Here is a 19,905-nt window from a genome sequence, read left to right on the forward strand (position 1 = left end):
TCGGCTCTTATCACAAGCGCTCATATCAGATATTACGGTTGAATTTGAATAGATCTTTTTCCTTCGACTTAACTGATATGAGCGAATAACAACACAGATGTTTGTTGCACTTTACCTAGTAATGCTACTGTTAAAGTCTTGTGTTAAATGCACTTATTTAAAAACCAGAATCTTTTCGAGCAAGCCAGTCTTTTAATATGGCTTGGGTGATTATCGGCCGATCGGAATAGAAACCATGAGCCCCTCCTGGTACCACAGCCAGTTCAGCACCCGGGGTTAGTTTAATATAATCTTGAACGGTATCAATGCGCGCCGAGTCATATTGGCCAATCATGAAAAGAGTGCGACTGCCATCAATCTCTGTCAATAAGTGGGTGGCATCGTAGTGTTTAAGCACACCTGTGGATGAAAACTCACTTGGCCCCCACATTTGATTATAAATAAGCGGATTAAATCCATTTCCACCTACGTTTTTATAATAGGCTTTTGCCGCTTCAGTGGCTGGTTTAGGCTGGTAATAGGGTGAATACAATACACTGTAGGCATTTTCACAAATATCTTCAGCTGGCGGCGATTCAGACTCACATTGTTTAAGGCTTTCTCTTATAGTTTTTGGTGCTGCCGTTACAAGCAAGTTGGCATCCATGATCCAGTGTGGCGTAGAGATAAATGTACCGCCCAACACCGTGGAGACAGTATGCTGCGGATATTTCGCCGCATATTCGAGAGCCAGCGCAGAGCCCCAACTATGTCCAACCACATGCCAGCGTTCAATGTTAAGTGCTAGGCGTATTTTATCCAATGATTCAACAAAGCGCTCAACGCGCCAATTTGCCGGGGCGTTGGGCTGATCAGATTTACCGCTGTCGAGCTGATCATACATTATAACCCTGCGCTCATTAGCCAGTCCCAACATTGCAGCAAAGCCGTTATGTGTGCCCCCGGGCCCTCCATGAACAAAAATAACCGGGATAGCATCACTGTGAGACAGGCCATTTTGCCTGACATACACTTTGCCGCCTTCGACTTCGACCATTAATTCCTGTTCAGGTGGACCAAAAGGCTCTGTGATATCTGTACTACTTTCAGCTTGTGTAGCTGAAGCCGAAAATGGTATCAGGGTTGATTGAACAGCAATTAAAAAAGCGAGAACTTGCAAAACAGTCATTTTCATAAATGTATATCTCATTAAGGGAATTTTAGTCATTCGATACATGGTTAACACCACGGTAAATCAACTTATCGACGATAAAGATCATCTGCTGATATTACAGAACATATCGCTTAGTTGCGCCATAACTTTATAAACACGACTAAGGAAACCTTTTCAAGAATGGATACGAATAAATGCAGTTAGCGAGATTAGAGATATGTTACTGAGATTTTTTAACCGCGATTAACAATTCAGCTTCTGCCCGAGGAAGCTCACATTCACGCATGAGTTCTTCAACACTTGCACCTGCATCGGCCATTTTAGCGGCTTGTGAATACAATTTGGTTTCCGGATCAAGATATTCAATCTCTTCTAATTTATCTTGCATCAAACCAATTTTAACCACTAAATCCTTGACCTTTGCCGCAACTCCCATAGCACCGGATCGCACTTCATGTAATTCTTCTTGGGAATAGGAAAGCTGTTGTTGTAATTGATGAACTTGTAACTGCAAGTCATCAATACGCTGATGACTTGTTCTGTTTCGACGAGAAAAAACGTAGGCTACAATACCGATTAAAATAGTGAATAAAAACACCATCAACACAGACGCCAATTGCCAGGTGAGCATTTAACTATGCCTTTTAAACAAAATAAAACGAATTATAAATCACCTATTTCGTCCCATTCTTCGTCACTGAGTAATTTGTTCAAATCTACCAAGATCAGTAACTCACCATCGCGATTACTCACACCTTGAATGAACTTAGCACTTTCTTCGGTGCCGACATTTGGCGCACTATCTATTTCAGACGAGCGCAAATAAACCACTTCGGCAACACTGTCCACTAGAATACCCACCACCTGCTCTTCAGATTCGATGATAACGATACGAGTGCTATCGGTAATTTCATGGGGCGGAAGTCCAAATCGAGTACGCGTATCAATGACGGTAACCACGTTACCGCGCAAATTAATAATACCTAGCACGTAATCCGGCGCACCAGGAACAGGAGCGATCTCTGTATGCCTAAGCACTTCTTGTACTTGCATAACATTAATTCCATAGGTTTCATCACCTAATCGATAAGTTACCCACTGCAGCACTTCATCATTACTATCAACGGCTGCATTTTTAGCACTTCTTTCATCACTCATATGACTCGCTCCCTACAAGCTGCGTCTAGTTATCATTACTGTTATGTCCCTTGTCTAACAATGTAATCAATTGTTTCACATTCACAAGAGCACACATCTTATCTTTTACCATTCCAGCCAACCAGGGTCTTTTAGAGTTAGCCTTTCGCCATTTGACATCATCTGGCGCTAACGTTGTGGTTGTAACCAAACTTTCGCACGCTAACCCCCAACCACTTGAATCTAACATTATTAAGTATTGATAATTTAATGATTCTGCCAGTTCTTCATTGTATTTTTCTGGCATGACCCACAAGGCCGTATCGACTACGTTTAATTTTTCATCTCTGTGAAGCATAACACCTTTAAACCATTTAGGTTTAGCAAACAAGGGCCCCACTTTTTTAATCTTATGTATGCCACCAAGCTCTGTAAGAGGCAATGCCAAGGTTAAACCAGCCACGTCAAAAAATAACACTTGAAAATCAGCGGTTGGCACTAAAAAATCTGGCTCTGTCGATTCATTCTCTGATGAACTTTTAGCACTTACCAATGCCTCGGGGGTAACTTTAGCTTGGAGTACTTGTGGTTCATTAACAGGGGCGGCAAGGCCCTCTTGCTTTTGCTTTGGTGTAACAGCAGCTGTTGATAGTAACTTAGCAACGCTTTCTAGCTGCAAAGTATCCTCAGCTGCATCTTCGGTCAACGGCAAAGCATCCTCGGTCAACAGTGACGTGAGGTAATCTTCTACCACATCTTCTTTTGCAAAGGTGTCTTTACTCATTTGACATAATCGATTTTATTTTTTAATTGTGACAGTAAATTTTTATATGCAAAAACCCCTCGGGTTTTAGGGCTAAACAACGAAGGAGGTGACTGTGCCTGACTAGCATCCCGGAAGCGCGTATCTACAGGAATAACGCCTGACCACACCCTGCCCTTGTAATTGTTGCATAAATCTTTGTATGCATCTGAAGCCGCATTAACGCGCTTGTCATACATTGTAGGTACAATAATATAATCAAAATCTCGCTTTTGCGACCTCGACATTATTTTTAAGGTGTGCATCATCCGCTGCAAACCTTTGAGGGCTAAAAATTCAGTTTGTACCGGTACAATTAGCTTGTCACAAGCGGCTACCGCATTGACCATTAAAACACCCAATACAGGAGGACAGTCGATTAGAACATAGTCAAATTCATCTTCAATTTTTGAAAACGCTTTTTTCAATATCAGCCCCATACCTGGACGGGTGCCCATGGTACGATCTAAGGTAGCTAACGCCATTGAAGAAGGCAAAATAAACAATGAATCGAGTTTGGTAGAACATAGACTGTCCAACACAATGTCTTTATCTAGTTCATCTCCCGCGATGAAAACGTCGTGGACGCTATGGGATAATTGCTCAGCATCAACTCCAAAATAATAACTCAAAGACGCTTGGGGATCTGTATCAACCAGTAATACTCGCTTTCCTTGTTGAGCGAGAATTCCCCCTAAGGTCACAGTAGTTGTGGTTTTACCTACACCACCTTTTTGATTAGCGATGGCCCAAACTATCACCGGAGAGCTCTTTTAGAAGAATGGACATAGGTGCTCATTTTACTCGCATTTCCAGCATAATGCTCTTAGGGATTTCAAACAATGGTAGGTTTCGCTCAGAAATATTCGCTTTAGTAATCGCTTGAGGCATGCCATAAACCACGCTTGTCTGTTCGTCTTGTGCCCAAATTTTAGCGCCTTTTTGTTTCAGCGCTGCACAGCCTTCTTTTCCGTCTGCCCCCATACCAGTTAAAATAATAGCCAATACGTTCCCAGCGTAAACCTGACTCAACGACTGAAAGGTTAAATCGACACTTGGCTTGTACAGGTGATGGTCGCGACTCTCAACCTCGGTTATTTTTACTCTCGCATTATGGCTTAAGCCCTCAATTAACATTTGTTTACCGCCAGGTGCTAAATATGCACAACCGCTAACTAAGCGCTCACCATGGGTCGCTTCTTTCACTGTTATGTTGCACATCTGGTTCAAGCGATTGGCAAAGGCTTTAGTAAAGCTGCCAGGCATGTGTTGCACAAGAACAATGGGGTGAGGAAACGTCTCCGGTAATTCGGTCAGGATATTTTGCAAAGCAATAGGCCCACCTGTAGAGGTGCCAATTGCCAACAATTGATACTCTTTTCCCGAAGATCGGCGAATATTAGTAAATGCTGGTTCTAAATTAGTTTGTGCTGTTGCAGGTGCTACGGCAACGCTAGAACTTCTCATAAACACGTGAGTATTGCCAGGTCTGCCAGGAGAAGATAACGGTGTATTTGGTTTGACTCCGTGACGTCGAGCTACCAAGCCTCGTTTTGAGGCTAGTATTCGTACTCGAGTCTGCAGTAACTCACTCGACTCTTTACTATTTCTGGCAATATCTTCAAACTTTTTAGGTAAAAAGTCTAATGCACCAGCATCAAGTGCGTCTAAAGTGGCTTGTGCGCCCTCTGAGGTTAACGATGAAAACATTAAAATGGGTAGGGGATGCACTTTCATGATCCGCTTAACAGCTGTAATACCATCCATGACGGGCATTTCAACGTCCATTGTAACAACATCCGGCTTTAGCTCTGCGACCATTTTAATCGCTTCTTCACCATTACGGGCAATACCTATTACTTCCAACAGGCGGTCTTGATTTAGAATGTCTTTTACACGTCGGCAAAAAAAACTAGAATCATCAACTACCAATACCCTATATGCCATTACAAAAAAGCGTCCTTTTATTTAATTATTATTTCTTTTTAGCATACCGCTTTAATAAGCTCGGAATATCGAGAATTAGGGCAATGCCGCCATCACTAGTGATGGTTGCCCCCGCCATACCAGGCGTACCTTGTAACAGTGCATCAAGCGGCTTAATCACCACTTCTTCTTGGCCAATTAAACTATCGACAACAAAACCAACTTGCTGGGTTCCAATTTGTACAACCACGACGTGTCCCTGATTTTTATCGCCACTGCCACCTAGCTTAGTTAACCAGTCACGCAGATAAAAAAGAGGAATCGCTTTTGAACGCACTATCATAGTCAATTGACTATCAACGGTATTGGTTTTACTCAAATCCATATTGATAATTTCATTTACCGCGCCCAGGGGCAAAGCAAAAGTTTGTTCGCCCACAACAATCATCAAAGTAGGCAGGATAGCTAAGGTTAAAGGAACTTTAATTTCTAAGCGAGTACCTTTACCTAACTCGGAACTAATATTGACAGTACCATTGAGTTGATTAATCTTGGTTTTCACCACGTCCATGCCCACACCGCGTCCAGAGATATCAGATATTTCTGTTTTAGTGGAGAACCCCGGGGCAAATATAAGATTGAATGCTTCTTCATCAGTCATTCGAGCAGCAGCATCAGCGTCTAACACGCCGCGACTAATAGCGATATCTTTTAACTTGTCAGGATCCATGCCTTTACCATCATCCTCAATGGTAAGCAGTATATGATCACCTTCCTGTGAAGCTGCCAGCTTTACTGTTCCTAGTGAAGGTTTTCCCACAGCTAAACGCTCTTCAGGCATTTCAATACCGTGATCGACTGAGTTTCGCACCAAATGAACCAGAGGATCGGCCAAAGCTTCAACTAAATTTTTATCTAAATCTGTTTCCTCACCTTCTAGAATCAAAGAAATTTCTTTTTTAAGGCTTCGTGCTAAATCTCTTACGACTCGGGGGAATCGGCCAAATACCTTTTTAATGGGCTGCATACGAGTTTTCATAACCGCGCCTTGCAAGTCGCCAGTCACTACATCAAGATTGGCAATGGCTTTGGTCATGCTTTCATCGTTGATATTAACCCCTAAACTCAACAATCGATTTCTAACCAAAACCAACTCACCAACCATATTCATAATCTGGTCAAGACGCTTGGTATCCACCCTTACGGTCGTCTCACCTTGGGCACCGGCAACAGGTTTCTTTTCTTTTTCGTCTTTTTTCACTGCCGGTTTAGGGGCCGCAGGTTTAGGTGTAATAGAGGGTTTCTCGTTAGTTACCCCTGATTGAGATTTAGTCTCAGATGTAGGAGTTTGTTTTGCTGTTGGCGCTGGTGTCGGCGCTGGCGAAACAGGTTTGCTAACCGCTGCAGGTCCTTTGCCTTCCCCGTGCAATTGATCAAGCAAGGCTTCAAATTCATCATCTGAAATATCATCTGAATCAGAACTGCCTGCTGATGCAGAAGGTGCTGTTGGCTCGGGTGGAGACGCGGGATTAGAAGGCTCTGTTGGTGTAGAAGGTTCTGTTGGTTGCGCTTTATCAATTGAAAAGCTTCCTTCACCATGGAGTTGATCAAGTAAGGCTTCAAATTCGTCATCAGTGATATCTTCATCACTGGCACCACTCATCAAATCCGCAGGGACTGCGTCTTCATTTGCTGAGTTTGTTGAAGAGCCTTCAGCATCTTCATCAGTTTCTGTTTTACTTCCATTAAAAGTTTTGGAACCATGGAGCTCATCTAATAGCGCTTCAAATTCATCCTCGGTAATATCTTCCATGTCGTCATTCGATTCATCGCTTTTTACCTCAACCACCTCTTCTGTAACCACAGGAACTTCAGGGGTAGGCGAAGATGGATCTTCTGATTCAGGTTTGCTCAAACGGTGAAGGGTTTCGATAAGTTGGGGGTCGGCTGCTTCCAGGGGTTCGCGCTTTTTTACACTCTCAAACATTTCTACAACCACATCTGTGGCTTGCAAAATAACATCCATCAACTCAGGTGTTAACGTTCGTTGCCCATTTCGCATAGTATCGAAAACGTTTTCGGCACCATGACAAATGTCCACCAGCTCAGTGAGCGACAAAAACCCTGCCCCCCCTTTTACCGTGTGGTAGCCACGAAAAATCGCATTCAATAAGTCAGAATCATCAGGGTTGTTTTCAAGATCTACAAGCTGCTCTTGCAGTTGCTCTAGTAGTTCACCTGCTTCTACTAGAAAGTCCTGTAGAATCTCTTCATCAACTTCAAAAGACATGAATAAATACCTCTTAAAACCCTAGACTAGACAATAAGTCATCTACATCGTCTTGACTGGTAACTACATCGTCTCGCAATTCTGCATCAATAATAGGTCCTTCAGCTTTCACCACTTCTGTTTCAGCTTTAGATTTGTGAGGACTTTCATCTGCTTTTGTGATTAATGGACTGGTTTCAGAAGCACCAAAGACTTTCAACATATGGACTAAACTATCTTCCACTTCTTTTACAAGTTCAATGACTCTGCGTATCACTTGTCCGGTAATATCTTGATACCCTTGAGCCATCAGTATATCGGTTAACAAACCTGTCAATTTATCGGTATCTTTTGAAGACTCCTCCAACAAAGCATCCAAGTCATTGCACAAGGATTTAAATTCACCCAGTTGCAATTCCCTCGACATCAGCTTTTTCCATTCCGGTAGCAAATTACTAATTCCGGAATGCAGTTTTTCAGCAATTGGCATACTCGCTTCCACGGCATCCATTGTATTATTGGCTGCTTTTTCGGTCGTTTCTAAAACATAATTGAGACGACTTTGCGCATCGGGAATATCTTCGTTGGCTAAATCTGAAATACGTTCGTCGAGTTGAAAGCTGTTCAGGGAATCATGAAGTTGGCGGGTCAATTTCCCCACCTCTGCAAATAATTCAACAGAATTAGTTAACGAGGTTTCTTCAAGTAATTCACTGGCTGCCTGGTTATCTCCACGCTCCAGCAACTCAACTAATTTTTTAGCATCATCAAGAGACATTGGAGCTTTATTAGAACCGGTCATATAGACACTCCTAACTTCATTACAGATTAATTATCAACCAAGTCTCTCAAAAATTTTGTCTAGCTTTTCCTTTAACGTTGCCGCAGTAAAAGGTTTTACAACGTAACCGTTTACACCGGCTTGCGCGGCCGCAACAATTTGCTCTTTTTTAGCTTCAGCAGTAACCATTAACACAGGTAAATGTTTTAAACTATCATCTGCGCGTATTGCTTTGAGCAAGTCAATTCCTTGCATTCCTGGCATATTCCAATCAGTTACCACAAAATCAAAGTCACCTTGTTGCAGCATAGGTAGTGCGGTACTGCCGTCATCGGCTTCTTGAACACTGGTATATCCCAGATCTTTAAGTAAATTTTTGATGATACGTCTCATCGTTGAAAAGTCATCAACAACAAGAATTTTCATATTTTTATCCAAAACTATCTCCAATGAGGATTAAATCAAATGGTGTTTTATTATTCTTCGCTTAATCGCCAAGATTGCATTTTGCTTTTCAGTTTTAGCATTGCTTGACTGTGAATTTGGCTCACTCTAGACTCACTGACTTCGAGTACTTCGCCAATTTCCCTAAGATTCAACTCCTCATCATAATACAATGACAAGACGATTGCTTCTCGTTCTGGTAATGTCGTGATTGCATGGGCTAATGCTTTTTGAAATGAACCTTGTAGTAAATCTTGAAATGGCGTATCACTGCCTTTATTTTGCTCAGTAGAAATAACATCTTCAGTAATACCCAAGTCTTCGATACCGATGATTTTGCCAGCGTTAACTTCATTCAACATTTGATGATATTCAGCTAAACTGACTTCTAACTTTTCAGCGATGTCTACGTCTCTGGCATCTCTACCCGTTTCACGCTCAACCTGATTAATAGCTTGGGTGATTGCCCGACCATTTTTGTGAACAGATCTTGGTGTCCAGTCACCTTTGCGGATTTCGTCTAACATGGCACCGCGAATACGGATCCCTGCAAAGGTTTCAAAACTTGCCCCCTTAGAGCCATCGAAATTTTTTGCAGCTTCAAGCAATCCAATCATGCCAGACTGAATTAAATCATCCACTAAAACACTGGCTGGTAACCTGGCTAACAAATGATGCGCAATACGCTTAACCAAGGAAGCATGTCTTTCTACAAGTTGAGCCAAATCGGCTTGTTGTTGATAAGCTGCTGCCCTTTTATTCACCGTTGCCCACCTACCATTTTCTCGCTGACAAGTTGTTCTAGGAAGAACTCTAAATGCCCACCGGGTTGATTAGGGATTGGCCAATGAATAGCTTTATCTGCGAGTCCTCTAATGGCCACAGATGCTGGTGAACCTGGGTATGCATCTACAATGGCTTTTTGTTTGCGAACGGATTTTCGAATATTTTCGTCGTAAGGAACGGTTGCGACGAGCTCTAGCGCAACATCAAGAAAGCGGTTAGTCACTTTAGATAACTTAGCAAATAACTCTTGACCTTCGCGCATATTACGCACCATGTTAGCCACAATTTTAAAGCGAAACACACCATGCTCTCTATTCAGTAACTTAATCAGAGCATAGGCGTCAGTGAGTGACGTTGGTTCATCACATACCACCATCATGATATCTTGAGAGGCTCTGGAGAAACTTAACACCATATCGGAAATACCTGCCGCAGTATCGACAATAAGCACGTCTATATTAGTGCGCAATTCACTAAATGCTCGGATCAGACCAGCGTGTTCCGTCGGACTAAGCTCCGTCATTGATTGGGTACCGGAGGTTGCCGGCGCAATCAAAATCCCATGGGGTCCCATCACTAAGACTTCATCTAAGGTACACTCACCAGATAAAACATGGGAAAGATTTTTTTCTACTCGCAAGCCTAACATGACGTCAACGTTTGCCAACCCTAAGTCAGCATCCAATACCATGACGCGCTTGCCCATTTTAGCCATTGAGATAGCCGTATTTAAGGTGATATTAGTTTTACCAACTCCACCTTTGCCACCGGTTACCGCAATCACTTTAATTAATCGAGATTGATTCATTCGTCTTAAGCTTCTCGCTTGGTCGTCGATCATATTGCTAATGCCGATTTTTTCTGTTCTGAATTAGCAGTATGGATCAAACCATATTTTTTATAAAGCTTAGCTGCTGCAGAGATTAAAAACTTCGCATCTGCAACTTTAATATCTTCCGGGACTCGTTGCCCATCGGTTAAATAGCTTACAGCTAGCTTATGTTCTATTGCCACACTTAACGCTTCTCCGAGACTATAACTCTCATCGAGCTTGGTTAAAATACATCCCTGCAAATCAGTTGTGCTAAATGCACTAAGAGTATGTTCCAACACTTTATATTGAGCATTGGCTTGAATTACAACATACTTCTTGATGTTAGCACATGAATGCTGATTTAAGGTATCTAACTGCTTGATTAAGCGAGAATCTCTTTGCCCAAAACCGGCAGTATCAATTAAAACCAAACGTTTGTTGCGTAGTTGAAAGAGTATATCTGACAATTCTTCTGCGTTTTGTGCTTTTTTTACGCTACAGCCAATAATTTTACCGTAAGTTGCCAATTGTTCAAAAGCTGCAATACGATAGGAATCAATTGTCACCATGGCAATTTGGTCTGCGCCGTACTTTTGCGCGGCTCTAGCAGCCAATTTTGCAATAGTTGTGGTTTTACCCGTGCCCGTAGGTCCCACAAGGGCAACCACACCTTTGTCAGCAAGAATAGCATTACCCGTGGTTTGAATACGATTAGACAATAGTTTAAGTAAAAATAACCATGCTTGTCTTTCATCTGCATTTTCGGGGGTATAAGACACTATGTCATCGGCAATTTGGCTACTTATGCCCATATCAACTAATCGTGAGGTTAAATATCCATGCATAGGATGAGCACTTTGACGCTCTTGCTTGAGCAATCCAGAAACTTGAAATTGAAGAACGTTTCGTAACGAATTCAACTCGCTCTTTATTTCACTTATGGCGGAACTTGACACCGTTTCAGGGGTAGCACTTTTTACCTGACTTAGGTTATTCACGTTGTGAACATGGCTTTCACTCTGGGCATCGGAAGAATTCGCAGCGGCTTGCTTTTCGAGTAATTCACGCAAACTGTCTGGGCCAGTATCACCAATAATTTCACTTAGGCTGGGGACTTTTTGCTTACTAACTGGTGCACTTTGCCCTTGGGTCAATTTAGCGCTGCTAGAATGTGACTGGGCATGCTTCCCAGTGGTTGCGGTACTATTCACACCGGTGCTAGGTTGCATATTAATGTGATTAGGTTCGCCAATGGCTTCCGGTTTTGCTTGATCGTATGCCGCAACAATCTCAATTCCTTCCGAAGTTTTCTTGTTGGACATAATCACTGCATCTCCACCAAGTTCTTTTTTAACTTGGTTAAGTGCATCACGCATGTCTTTTCCGATAAAACGTCTAATTTTCACATTGCCCCCCAAAGAAGCATCTGGTCTAGTTTAAATAAATTACTCTGCGCCATTTTATTGACCCACTGCACTGACAATTCGAATTTGTTTGTCGCTTGGAATTTCCTGATAAGACAACACATGCAATCCCATCACTGAATGTTTGAAAAACTTTGAAAGTACAGGTCTGAGCATACCCGAGGTCAGCAGAACAGCAGGCTCACCTTCAAGCTCTCTTTGTTGCGACGCTTCTGTTAACGAAGTTTGCAATTTTTCTGCCAAGCCTGGCTCTATTCCCGCACCATCTTCCCCACCGGCTTGCAATGATTGATGGAGCATTTGTTCTAAATCTGGTGCCAATGTAATAACCGGTAACTCTTGTTCGTTATTATTGATTTCCTGCACAATCAAGCGTTTTAACGATATTCTCACCGCAGAAACCAACACATCTGGATCTTGAGTTTTAGGACCATATTCACAAAGGGTTTGTACAATGCTACGCATATCACGAATAGGCACGCCCTCGTAAAGTAGGGTTTGCAACACTTTCACTATTGTGCTCAATGGCAGGACTTCTGGTACTAACCCTTCAACTAATTTAGGGCTGTTTTTAGCGAGCATATCGAGAAGTTGTTGCACTTCTTCATGACCTAATAATTGATAGGCATTATTGGTGAGCAATTGGCTAAGGTGTGTTGCAACGACGGTAGCGGCATCTACAACGGTATAACCTAAGGTTTGCGCGTGCTCCCGCTGTTGCGGACGGATCCAAACGGCTTCTAAACCAAACGCCGGATCTCGTGTTGCGGTGCCGTCTAACTTTCCAAATACTTGTCCAGGATTGATAGCCAATTCATCATCATGACTAATCTCAGCATCCCCCACAGTTACGCCTAGCATAGAGATGGTGTAACTATTTGGGTTTAAATCTAGATTATCGCGGATATGCACAGGAGGAATTAAGAACCCCAATTCTTGAGATAACTTTTTACGGACACCTTTTATGCGCGTCAGTAGCTCTCCACCTTGGGTTTTATCCACCAGTGGTATTAAGCGATACCCCACTTCTAGACCAATGGTGTCAACATGTTGTACATCATCCCAACCAAGCTCTTTAATCTCTTGAGGTTGGCTTGGCTCCTGAGTATTTTCCAATACCTGAGGTTCCGCCGCTTGTTTCTTTGCATTCCAAAAGTTGTAGTAGGCTACGCCACCAACAAAAGCGCTAAAACCAAGAAAAGCTAAATGAGGCATTCCTGGTACTATGCCCATCACGAACAAAATGCCAGAGGTCACATAAAGGGCTTTTTGATTCCCTAATTGACGTCTCATTTCCTGACCCATTTCTTGTGAATCATTTTCACGGGTCACAATAATGGCAGTAGCAACCGATAGTAATAAGGAAGGTATTTGGGCAACTAGGCCATCACCTATGGTCAGTATTGTGTATATTTCAATCGCTTCACTAAAGGCTAAGTCATGCTGAATAATACCGATAAACAAGCCACCAACAATATTAATAAGCATAATGAATAAACCAGCGACGGCATCTCCTTTTACAAACTTCGATGCACCGTCCATTGAGCCGTAAAAATCCGCTTCGCTAGTAATTTCCATGCGTCTTTTTCTTGCTTCGTCTTGATCAATATAGCCAGCATTCAAATCCGCATCTATTGCCATTTGTTTACCCGGCATGGCGTCCAAGGTAAAACGTGCACTTACTTCTGAAATACGTCCTGCACCAGCGGTTACCACTTTAAAGTTAATGATCAGTAAGATGGCAAAAACCACAATACCTACTGCATAATTGCCTCCAATGACCACTTCACCAAAAGCTTGTATAACCTTACCGGCGGAATCGCCACCTTCATGTCCCTCTAATAAGACAATTCGAGTGGAAGCTACATTTAATGCCAAACGCAGTACCGTCGCGACTAACAATACGAGAGGGAAAATACCAAAATCCACAGGTTTATTGGTAAAAACTGCCACCAAAATGACCATAAGTGATAGGGCGATATTAAAACTAAAAAGAATATCCAGCAGAAATGCAGGCATCGGTAGAATCACCATGCCCATAATGGCTAGCACTACGATTGGGGCGCCGATCCCATTCATAAAGCTCTTGACCTGATTTTTATCTACCCGATTAAGGTAACCTGCAAGTTCCATAAACAATTTTTTGACGGTTGTGAATATAATCATAGGTTTTGCAACAAACGCGCCAAAAATATCGACTGATAATTGACGTTTTCCTAACTTAGAATAATCAACTAAACCAATAGGACACGGTTGCTAAGGAAATTGGGGGGGGGTAATTGAAATAGCACGTAATAAGCGTTTTAGTTGAGCTAGATGTGAGTGTTAGATAGCCGCGTTTCGTAGTGTTCTTGGAACAACAAACATAAAAAAACCCGGCAAAACTGCCAGGTTTTTTGATAAATTAGTTTAGCTTACTTAGCAGCAATTTTTCTGCGCACTAATAAACCTAGGCCAGCTAACATAAGCACTAAAGCCGAAGGCTCTGGAACATAGGTTACGTCGCCAAGTGTTGCAGTACCAAAGGCGTCTTCAAAAATGTCGACTATATCGCCATTTGCATCGTAGAAATATTCATCAATAGCAAAAAAACCATCGAAATTGCCAACATCTAACGTTAATACGTAGTCTGGCATAGCGCCAAATAAAGCGAATGTTTCCTCCAAAAATTCTAACCCAGCATTTGGATCAAATGGATTAATACCCGCTATAATTGGAAGACCAAAATCCGCTGACTCACCATCAGCCATGGTTAAAGCTAAGTCACCGATAGACAAATCAAGGTCTACAGTGCTTAAGAAACCTACTGCATCCGCGTCTTCAGTATTGTAAGTAACAGAACCTATAACCTGAGGACCTAAATCAATATTGAATGGATTAAAATCAGAATACCAAACATCTGCATAGATATCTTGTTGAATAATCGCGCCAGCGTTTGCTGACAGAGACATTCCCAATGTTGTTGCCATAAGACCTGTCGCGAGCAAAACTTTTTTCAAATACTTCATACTAGTGAACCTTAATTATTGTTTTAAACGATTTCGTTCATTATTTATTGTTATTGTTATAGTGTTTTTGAATCATCGGTCACAACTTAAACAGTACGACCTCTGCCACTAAGTAAAGCAATTACCGAACCAATTTATTTTTATCAAAATAATCAGTAACTTATTTTCACATGAATAAATAGGGCAAGAGAGATCGTTAAAATATTTGACACTTAATCGCTATATCATTGCTCACTTTCTGGTGTTTTTTTATGCGTCTGTTTTTGTTCTGATGTTTTTTCTTGCTCTGGCTCCGATACTTTATTCGGTGATACGGCAAAATCGCAATCGGACTCTTCATGGTCGCCAACCACATCTTCCAATCGCACTTTATCGACACTGCGAAAAGTGTTAATTGGTCCTGCTAACGCATACAAGGCGAAAACGAAAAACAATACTAAAGAAGGAGCGGTAGCCACTATGATGAAAACCAACATCACGATTAATAGCCCAACAAAAGGTACCTTGCCATGCCAGTCCACTTCTTTGAATGAATTGTATTTGAAATTACTCACCATTAATAAACCAGCTAAGCCAGTTAGCACAGCAACGACAAGACCAAACTCTTTACCATCAACATCATAATCAACGCCAACCCATACCATACCCGCAACCAATGCCGCAGCTGCTGGACTAGCCAACCCTTGGAAGAATCGCTTGTCGGCTACCCCTAATTGGGTATTAAACCTAGCGAGCCTCAATGCTGCGCCTGCAACATAGATAAAAGCAGCTAACCAGCCTACTTTACCTAAATCAGTTAACCCCCAATTATAAGCAACAAGAGCTGGTGCCATTCCGAATGACACCATGTCTGCCATGGAGTCGTATTCAGCACCAAACTCGCTTTGGGTATTTGTCATACGTGCAACTCGGCCATCAAGGCCATCAAATATCATCGCCACAAAAATCGCAACGGCGGCGGCTTCAAATCGACCATTCATTGATGCAACCACGGCATAAAAGCCAGAAAACAGACCTGCCGTTGTCAGCAAATTTGGCAATAAATAAATACCTTTACGTTTAGATTCTGACATTATTCCCCCTTCAAAATGAGCGCACAAGATAGCACAACCCTGAATTAGCTCAAAATCATAGATACATTCATATGGTTTAATTTTACCCCTTACAATGACAAATATAAGTTTTCTTTTTGAAAAAACTTTTACAGTTTGTGTTTTCCATTTTAATTTTGCGCTTATTCCTCAACATACCTATGTGACAAACGATATACACAACAGCATTCAATCCCAGGCTACAATTGGTCTTTCGAAGATTTGAAGGGTGGCATTTTGTTTAAGTAGCCATTTGGAAACAGGTAATTTTTTTACTGTCCATTATTTTTACAGTAGAACTATTCCACCTGATAAAAAATCACCAAAAAAACGCGCAAGCCCTTGTTTACAGTGAATTAACTAAAGTTGGTTTAATTATTGCTTAAGACCTCTGGCAAAGGCTTAGGCCAACAGTTTCGAAGATGTAGGAATAATAGTTATGGTTAATAAAATTTTAGCGGGTTTTTTCGCATTGGCAGTAGCAGGTTACGCCTCAGCAGGCACAACAACCTATGAAACCCAATCCTGGAATTTAGCTTCAAGTGGCAGTTGGGGATCGAATTCCCTTAGTTATACCTCTGGAACAATCGGTATGACGGTAACAGCTTGGTCATCAACCGGCTATGCCAGTTGTGGCACGGGCCCAGAGTGTAACAGTAGTAATGTCGCATACGATCAAGACCCGTTTATCGAAAGCGCAGATTTACAACGTTACTCCTCTGGTCTTGGCGCAATAAACGACGATGATTCTGATTATTCTCCTCATCATGCTTTAGATAATAAAGGTAGTAGTAGCGGTTGGCTTGACTACGACATGGTGTTGTTTGAATTTGATACTGCGGTAGAGTTAACCAGTATTAAAGCTGGTTGGACTAAAAATGACTCTGATGTCAGTATTTTGGGTTATACAGGTACAGGCGATTTAGGAAGCACACCATTTTCAACCAGCACCAAATGGAGCGATTTGATGTCTGATGGTTGGGGATATCAAACTGACAAATTTAATATTGGTACTAACACCGCAACCATATCTGCCGGATTTGAATCCAAGTATTGGTTAGTGGGCGTATATAACTCGGTTTTTTCAGGTAATTCTGGAGACAACTATTACGATGCGATTAAATTAAAGAACATCACGACTCGTAAAAGTGAAGGTCAAACCCAAGAAGTACCTGAGCCAGCAACATTCGCTTTATTGCTAATTGGTGCTGCGGCGATATTTAGACGCAAACTGTCAGCCTAAACAATAAATCTGTGAAAAAGACGGTTCGCCGTCTTTTTTTATGCCTGCTTGTTAGCGATATAACCTCCTCTATGTTCAGTATTTTATCCACTAACGGTGTAAAGTCTTTACGCTTTGCGGTATCTTGTTGTATCAACTTACGAACAATCCTTGAGCTCACAATTATAGAGAGATCTTACGTGGTGAAACTTGCCAAAAAAATATCTATCGCTGCCTTATTGTTATTGAGCAGTCAGGTTTTCGCACAGAGCAGTAGTGAATTTTATGAAAAAGCTCTGGCCTCATTTGAAGATAAAGATTTTGAAACTGCTTATATCCACCTAAAAAACAGCTTAAAAGAAAATGAAGATAACCTTCCCGCTAAAATACTCATGGGAAAAGTATTATTGATTAGCGGCTATATGTATGAATCAGAAGAAATTTTAGAAGAAGCTTTAGCTATGGGTGCAGACCCTAGTTTAGTTGTCGATACCCTTGGTAAAGTTTGGCTTTATACTAAGCAAAATGAAAAAATCATTGATAGCCAATTCAATAACCTTAGCGCCAAGAGTTTAAATGAATGGCAAATTATTGTTGCCACAGCCCAGTTAAATCTTAAAAATGTTGAAGCAGCACGTCAGGGTTATGAGTTAGCTTTAAAGAATGATCCAGCCAATATTCGAGTTCTCAATGCCCTTTCCTCTCTTGAGATGCGAGATGAAAAATACGACAAAGCATCGTCCTATTTAGAACTGTCAATTGCTTTAGAACCTGACAACGCACAGACTCTGCGGATAAAAGGTGATTTATATCTTTTTCAACAAAAGTTGGACGAGGCAATTAAATATTATCAACAAAGTTATGCTCTTGAACCTGAAGACCCAATCATAAAACGCTCATTAGTTAGTGCGTATTTGAAAAATCAAGATATCGACTCTGCCAAACAACTTTTAGATGAAATATTAGAACAAACACCTGGTGATCCTACCGGCATGCTATTGAAAGCGTGGTTATTGGCGAAGAATCAATTGAGTGATGATGCCGCTAGAGAATTGGAAAAGTTAAGCGCTCAGTTAGCCGGTCTTAGTGAAGAAAGTTTGCAAGACGATCCCTCTTTATTTTACGTGAGTGCGTTGTCTGCTTATGCACTACAGAATTACATTCAAGCAAAAACGTTTTTCATTCAGTATCTTAACTTTGTGCCAGATAATTTAGAAGCGGTAGCTTTATTAGCAAAAACACATTTAAAACTAAATGAATCGAAACTTGCCCTTGAAGTGATGCAGCGACATGAACGCCACCTCATTGAAAAACTCGACAACGCTTTACTCCTTGCCGAATTATATTTAGCCAATGACAAAGCGTTTAAGGCTGTCGAAATATCAGGAAAATTGAAAAAGCAGTATCCTGACAACCCCAACGTAGAATTATTAGAAATAAAAACCCTACAATCTCGGGGTAAAGTTGAAGATGCCTTAGCACAACTAGAGCAATCTAAACATGCAAAAACGAACCTTAGGTTTGTGATTTTACGCAGTGAATTATTGATGAACCTGAATCGGTTAGCGGAAGCCGATGAAATAGCTGATCAACTCCTAGAAGCAGTACCAGAAAATATTGATTTTCTTAACTTAAAAGCAGGAATTCAGATTCGCCTAGGTAAGCCTACGGAAGCCGAAGAATACCTAGACAAAGCACTAGCCATTAATCCTGATCACTTTTCAGCACAATACAATAAGGCTAATCTCCTAAGCTCCCGAGGTAAACATCAAGAAGCACTGGAAATTGTCGAAAAACTTAACACCATCCAACCTGATAACATCCGTGTACTAACCCTTTTGGCCCGCTGTCAATTTAATGCAAGTATGTTAGAAGACGCGGAAAAAAACCTGCAAAGAGTACTACAAAAAGACATTAACAATTTGGCAGCACTTGAATTATTAGCCACGATTTATACTCAGCAAGGTGAGCTTGAAAGAGCCGTTAGACAATTAAATATTGCAATTAAAACTGAGCCGGATGCGGCTGTTTATCAGATGCGTCGAGTAGAGCTATACATTGCGTTGAAGCAAACGGATAGAGCCGCTCGGGAAATTAAAAAGATCTACAATTTGGTTCAAGATAATGCAATAGGCTTAGTTGAATTAAGTAAACTCCAGTATAAAGCAGGCCTGATTGAAGACGCTAAACAAAGCATTGTCGAAGCTTACCAAATTCATCCTGATAGCTTATTCTTAGCCACTGAATATATAAGTTTACATCTAGCAACGAATGATCTTAACAGTGCCAGTGAAATGGTTGAGAAGTGGTTGAAGACCCACCCACAAGAGTCAAGACTGTTGATATTATCGGGTGACTTAAATATCGCAAAAAATGCACTCGAAAACGCCTTTGACAATTACTTTAGCGCCTTACAGATCAATAATTTAAACCGCAACGCCATGTTTAAATTATATCAACTCGCTTCCAGAGGGATTAACAATAATAAATTTGAAACTTTTGTCACGGATTTTTTAGAACAGAACCCAGAACAACATTTTCAACGTAGTATCTATGCAGACTATTTACTGAATTTAAATCGTTTTGATGAAGCCACACCCCATTATAGAAAGCTAGTAACGGTTGAAAACATACCTAATAAAGCATTTATGCTCAATAATTTAGCCAATATTTATGTGGCCAAAGATTTAGCCAAAGCAGAGCAATATGTCGAGCAAGCATTAGCCATTGAATCTGAAAACTCAGCGATTTATGACACTCAAGGGTGGATAAAAACCTTGCAAGGTAAATACAATGAAGCACTTACTATACTGCGCAAATCATTTGCTATGGATTCTAATTCCCCTTCGAATCAGTACCATTTAGCCGTCACTTTACAAAAACTTGGTAGAACAGCTGAAGCCAAAACTTCAGTGCAAAGAGCCTTAAACGCTAACCAAGATTTTATGGAAAAGAAACAAGCAGAAGAATTGCTAAATCAGTTATAAAACACGCCCTCTAATTAAGCAACATAGTAAAAAACGCCGCCTTTAAATAATAAGGCGGCGT

At 41.3% G+C, this 19,905-nt stretch carries 17 protein-coding genes; 2 read left to right on the top strand and 15 right to left on the bottom strand.

Annotated features, from left to right (window positions below; all coding sequences use genetic code 11):
- Positions 1–157 precede the first annotated feature (157 nt).
- The 15 genes from Q4574_RS11580 to pssA all read right to left on the bottom strand — a co-directional run bounded on the left by Q4574_RS11580 (position 158) and on the right by pssA (position 15,617).
- Positions 158–1,174 (bottom strand): proline iminopeptidase-family hydrolase, encoded by a 1,017-nt coding sequence (locus Q4574_RS11580; protein ID WP_303474284.1) that lies wholly within the window; start codon positions 1,172–1,174, stop codon positions 158–160.
- A 199-nt stretch (positions 1,175–1,373) separates the two neighbouring features.
- Positions 1,374–1,784 carry a DUF2802 domain-containing protein gene (locus Q4574_RS11585; RefSeq protein ID WP_303474285.1) on the bottom strand — a complete coding sequence of 137 codons (411 nt, stop codon included), beginning with the start codon at positions 1,782–1,784 and terminating at the stop codon, positions 1,374–1,376.
- A gap of 32 nt (positions 1,785–1,816) precedes the next feature.
- Positions 1,817–2,311: a chemotaxis protein CheW gene (locus Q4574_RS11590; RefSeq protein WP_303474287.1), complete on the bottom strand. Its 495-nt coding sequence runs from the start codon at positions 2,309–2,311 to the stop codon at positions 1,817–1,819.
- A 25-nt stretch (positions 2,312–2,336) separates the two neighbouring features.
- Positions 2,337–3,074, bottom strand: a complete 738-nt coding sequence (locus tag Q4574_RS11595; RefSeq protein ID WP_303474288.1) for a chemotaxis protein CheW — start codon at positions 3,072–3,074, stop codon at positions 2,337–2,339.
- A complete protein-coding gene (locus Q4574_RS11600) occupies positions 3,071–3,853 on the bottom strand; it encodes a ParA family protein (protein WP_303474289.1) in 783 nt (260 codons plus the stop codon). Before Q4574_RS11600 ends, Q4574_RS11595 begins: the two co-directional genes overlap by 4 nt.
- 34 nt (positions 3,854–3,887) lie before the next feature.
- Positions 3,888–5,039: a chemotaxis response regulator protein-glutamate methylesterase gene (locus tag Q4574_RS11605; protein ID WP_303474290.1), complete on the bottom strand. Its 1,152-nt coding sequence runs from the start codon at positions 5,037–5,039 to the stop codon at positions 3,888–3,890.
- A 28-nt stretch (positions 5,040–5,067) separates the two neighbouring features.
- Positions 5,068–7,308 (bottom strand): chemotaxis protein CheA, encoded by a 2,241-nt coding sequence (locus tag Q4574_RS11610; protein WP_303474291.1) that lies wholly within the window; start codon positions 7,306–7,308, stop codon positions 5,068–5,070.
- Positions 7,309–7,321: 13 nt separating this feature from the next.
- Entirely contained in the window at positions 7,322–8,089 is a 768-nt protein-coding gene (locus tag Q4574_RS11615; RefSeq protein ID WP_303474293.1) for a protein phosphatase CheZ, read from the bottom strand.
- A gap of 33 nt (positions 8,090–8,122) precedes the next feature.
- The gene (cheY, locus tag Q4574_RS11620) at positions 8,123–8,506 is read right to left on the bottom strand and encodes a chemotaxis response regulator CheY (RefSeq protein ID WP_303474294.1); all 384 of its coding nucleotides are present in this window, start codon (positions 8,504–8,506) and stop codon (positions 8,123–8,125) included.
- Positions 8,507–8,544: 38 nt separating this feature from the next.
- Entirely contained in the window at positions 8,545–9,276 is a 732-nt protein-coding gene (locus tag Q4574_RS11625) for an RNA polymerase sigma factor FliA (RefSeq protein ID WP_303474295.1), read from the bottom strand.
- Positions 9,273–10,139, bottom strand: coding sequence for a MinD/ParA family protein (locus Q4574_RS11630; RefSeq protein WP_303474297.1), 867 nt, complete (start codon positions 10,137–10,139; stop codon positions 9,273–9,275). Before Q4574_RS11630 ends, Q4574_RS11625 begins: the two co-directional genes overlap by 4 nt.
- Entirely contained in the window at positions 10,136–11,518 is a 1,383-nt protein-coding gene (flhF, locus tag Q4574_RS11635) for a flagellar biosynthesis protein FlhF (RefSeq protein WP_303474298.1), read from the bottom strand. The genes Q4574_RS11630 and flhF overlap by 4 nt, the downstream gene beginning before the upstream one ends.
- Before the next feature lie 54 nt (positions 11,519–11,572).
- Complete coding sequence (gene flhA / locus Q4574_RS11640) at positions 11,573–13,669, bottom strand: flagellar biosynthesis protein FlhA (protein ID WP_303474463.1); 2,097 nt, start codon at positions 13,667–13,669, stop codon at positions 11,573–11,575.
- Positions 13,670–13,950: 281 nt separating this feature from the next.
- Positions 13,951–14,544 carry a PEP-CTERM sorting domain-containing protein gene (locus Q4574_RS11645; RefSeq protein ID WP_303474300.1) on the bottom strand — a complete coding sequence of 198 codons (594 nt, stop codon included), beginning with the start codon at positions 14,542–14,544 and terminating at the stop codon, positions 13,951–13,953.
- Between the two features lie 224 nt (positions 14,545–14,768).
- Positions 14,769–15,617 carry a CDP-diacylglycerol--serine O-phosphatidyltransferase gene (pssA, locus tag Q4574_RS11650; protein WP_303474301.1) on the bottom strand — a complete coding sequence of 283 codons (849 nt, stop codon included), beginning with the start codon at positions 15,615–15,617 and terminating at the stop codon, positions 14,769–14,771.
- Positions 15,618–16,074: 457 nt separating this feature from the next.
- Between pssA and xdp1 the strand changes: the two genes are divergently transcribed.
- Together xdp1 and prsT are read left to right on the top strand one after the other, a co-directional pair.
- Complete coding sequence (gene xdp1 / locus Q4574_RS11655; RefSeq protein WP_303474303.1) at positions 16,075–16,878, top strand: exosortase-dependent surface protein XDP1; 804 nt, start codon at positions 16,075–16,077, stop codon at positions 16,876–16,878.
- Between the two features lie 182 nt (positions 16,879–17,060).
- A complete protein-coding gene (gene prsT, locus Q4574_RS11660) occupies positions 17,061–19,844 on the top strand; it encodes an XrtA/PEP-CTERM system TPR-repeat protein PrsT (protein ID WP_303474304.1) in 2,784 nt (927 codons plus the stop codon).
- Positions 19,845–19,905: the final 61 nt, after the last annotated feature.

It is taken from the genome of Aliiglaciecola sp. 3_MG-2023, from assembly GCF_030548205.1.
GTDB lineage: Bacteria > Pseudomonadota > Gammaproteobacteria > Enterobacterales > Alteromonadaceae > Aliiglaciecola.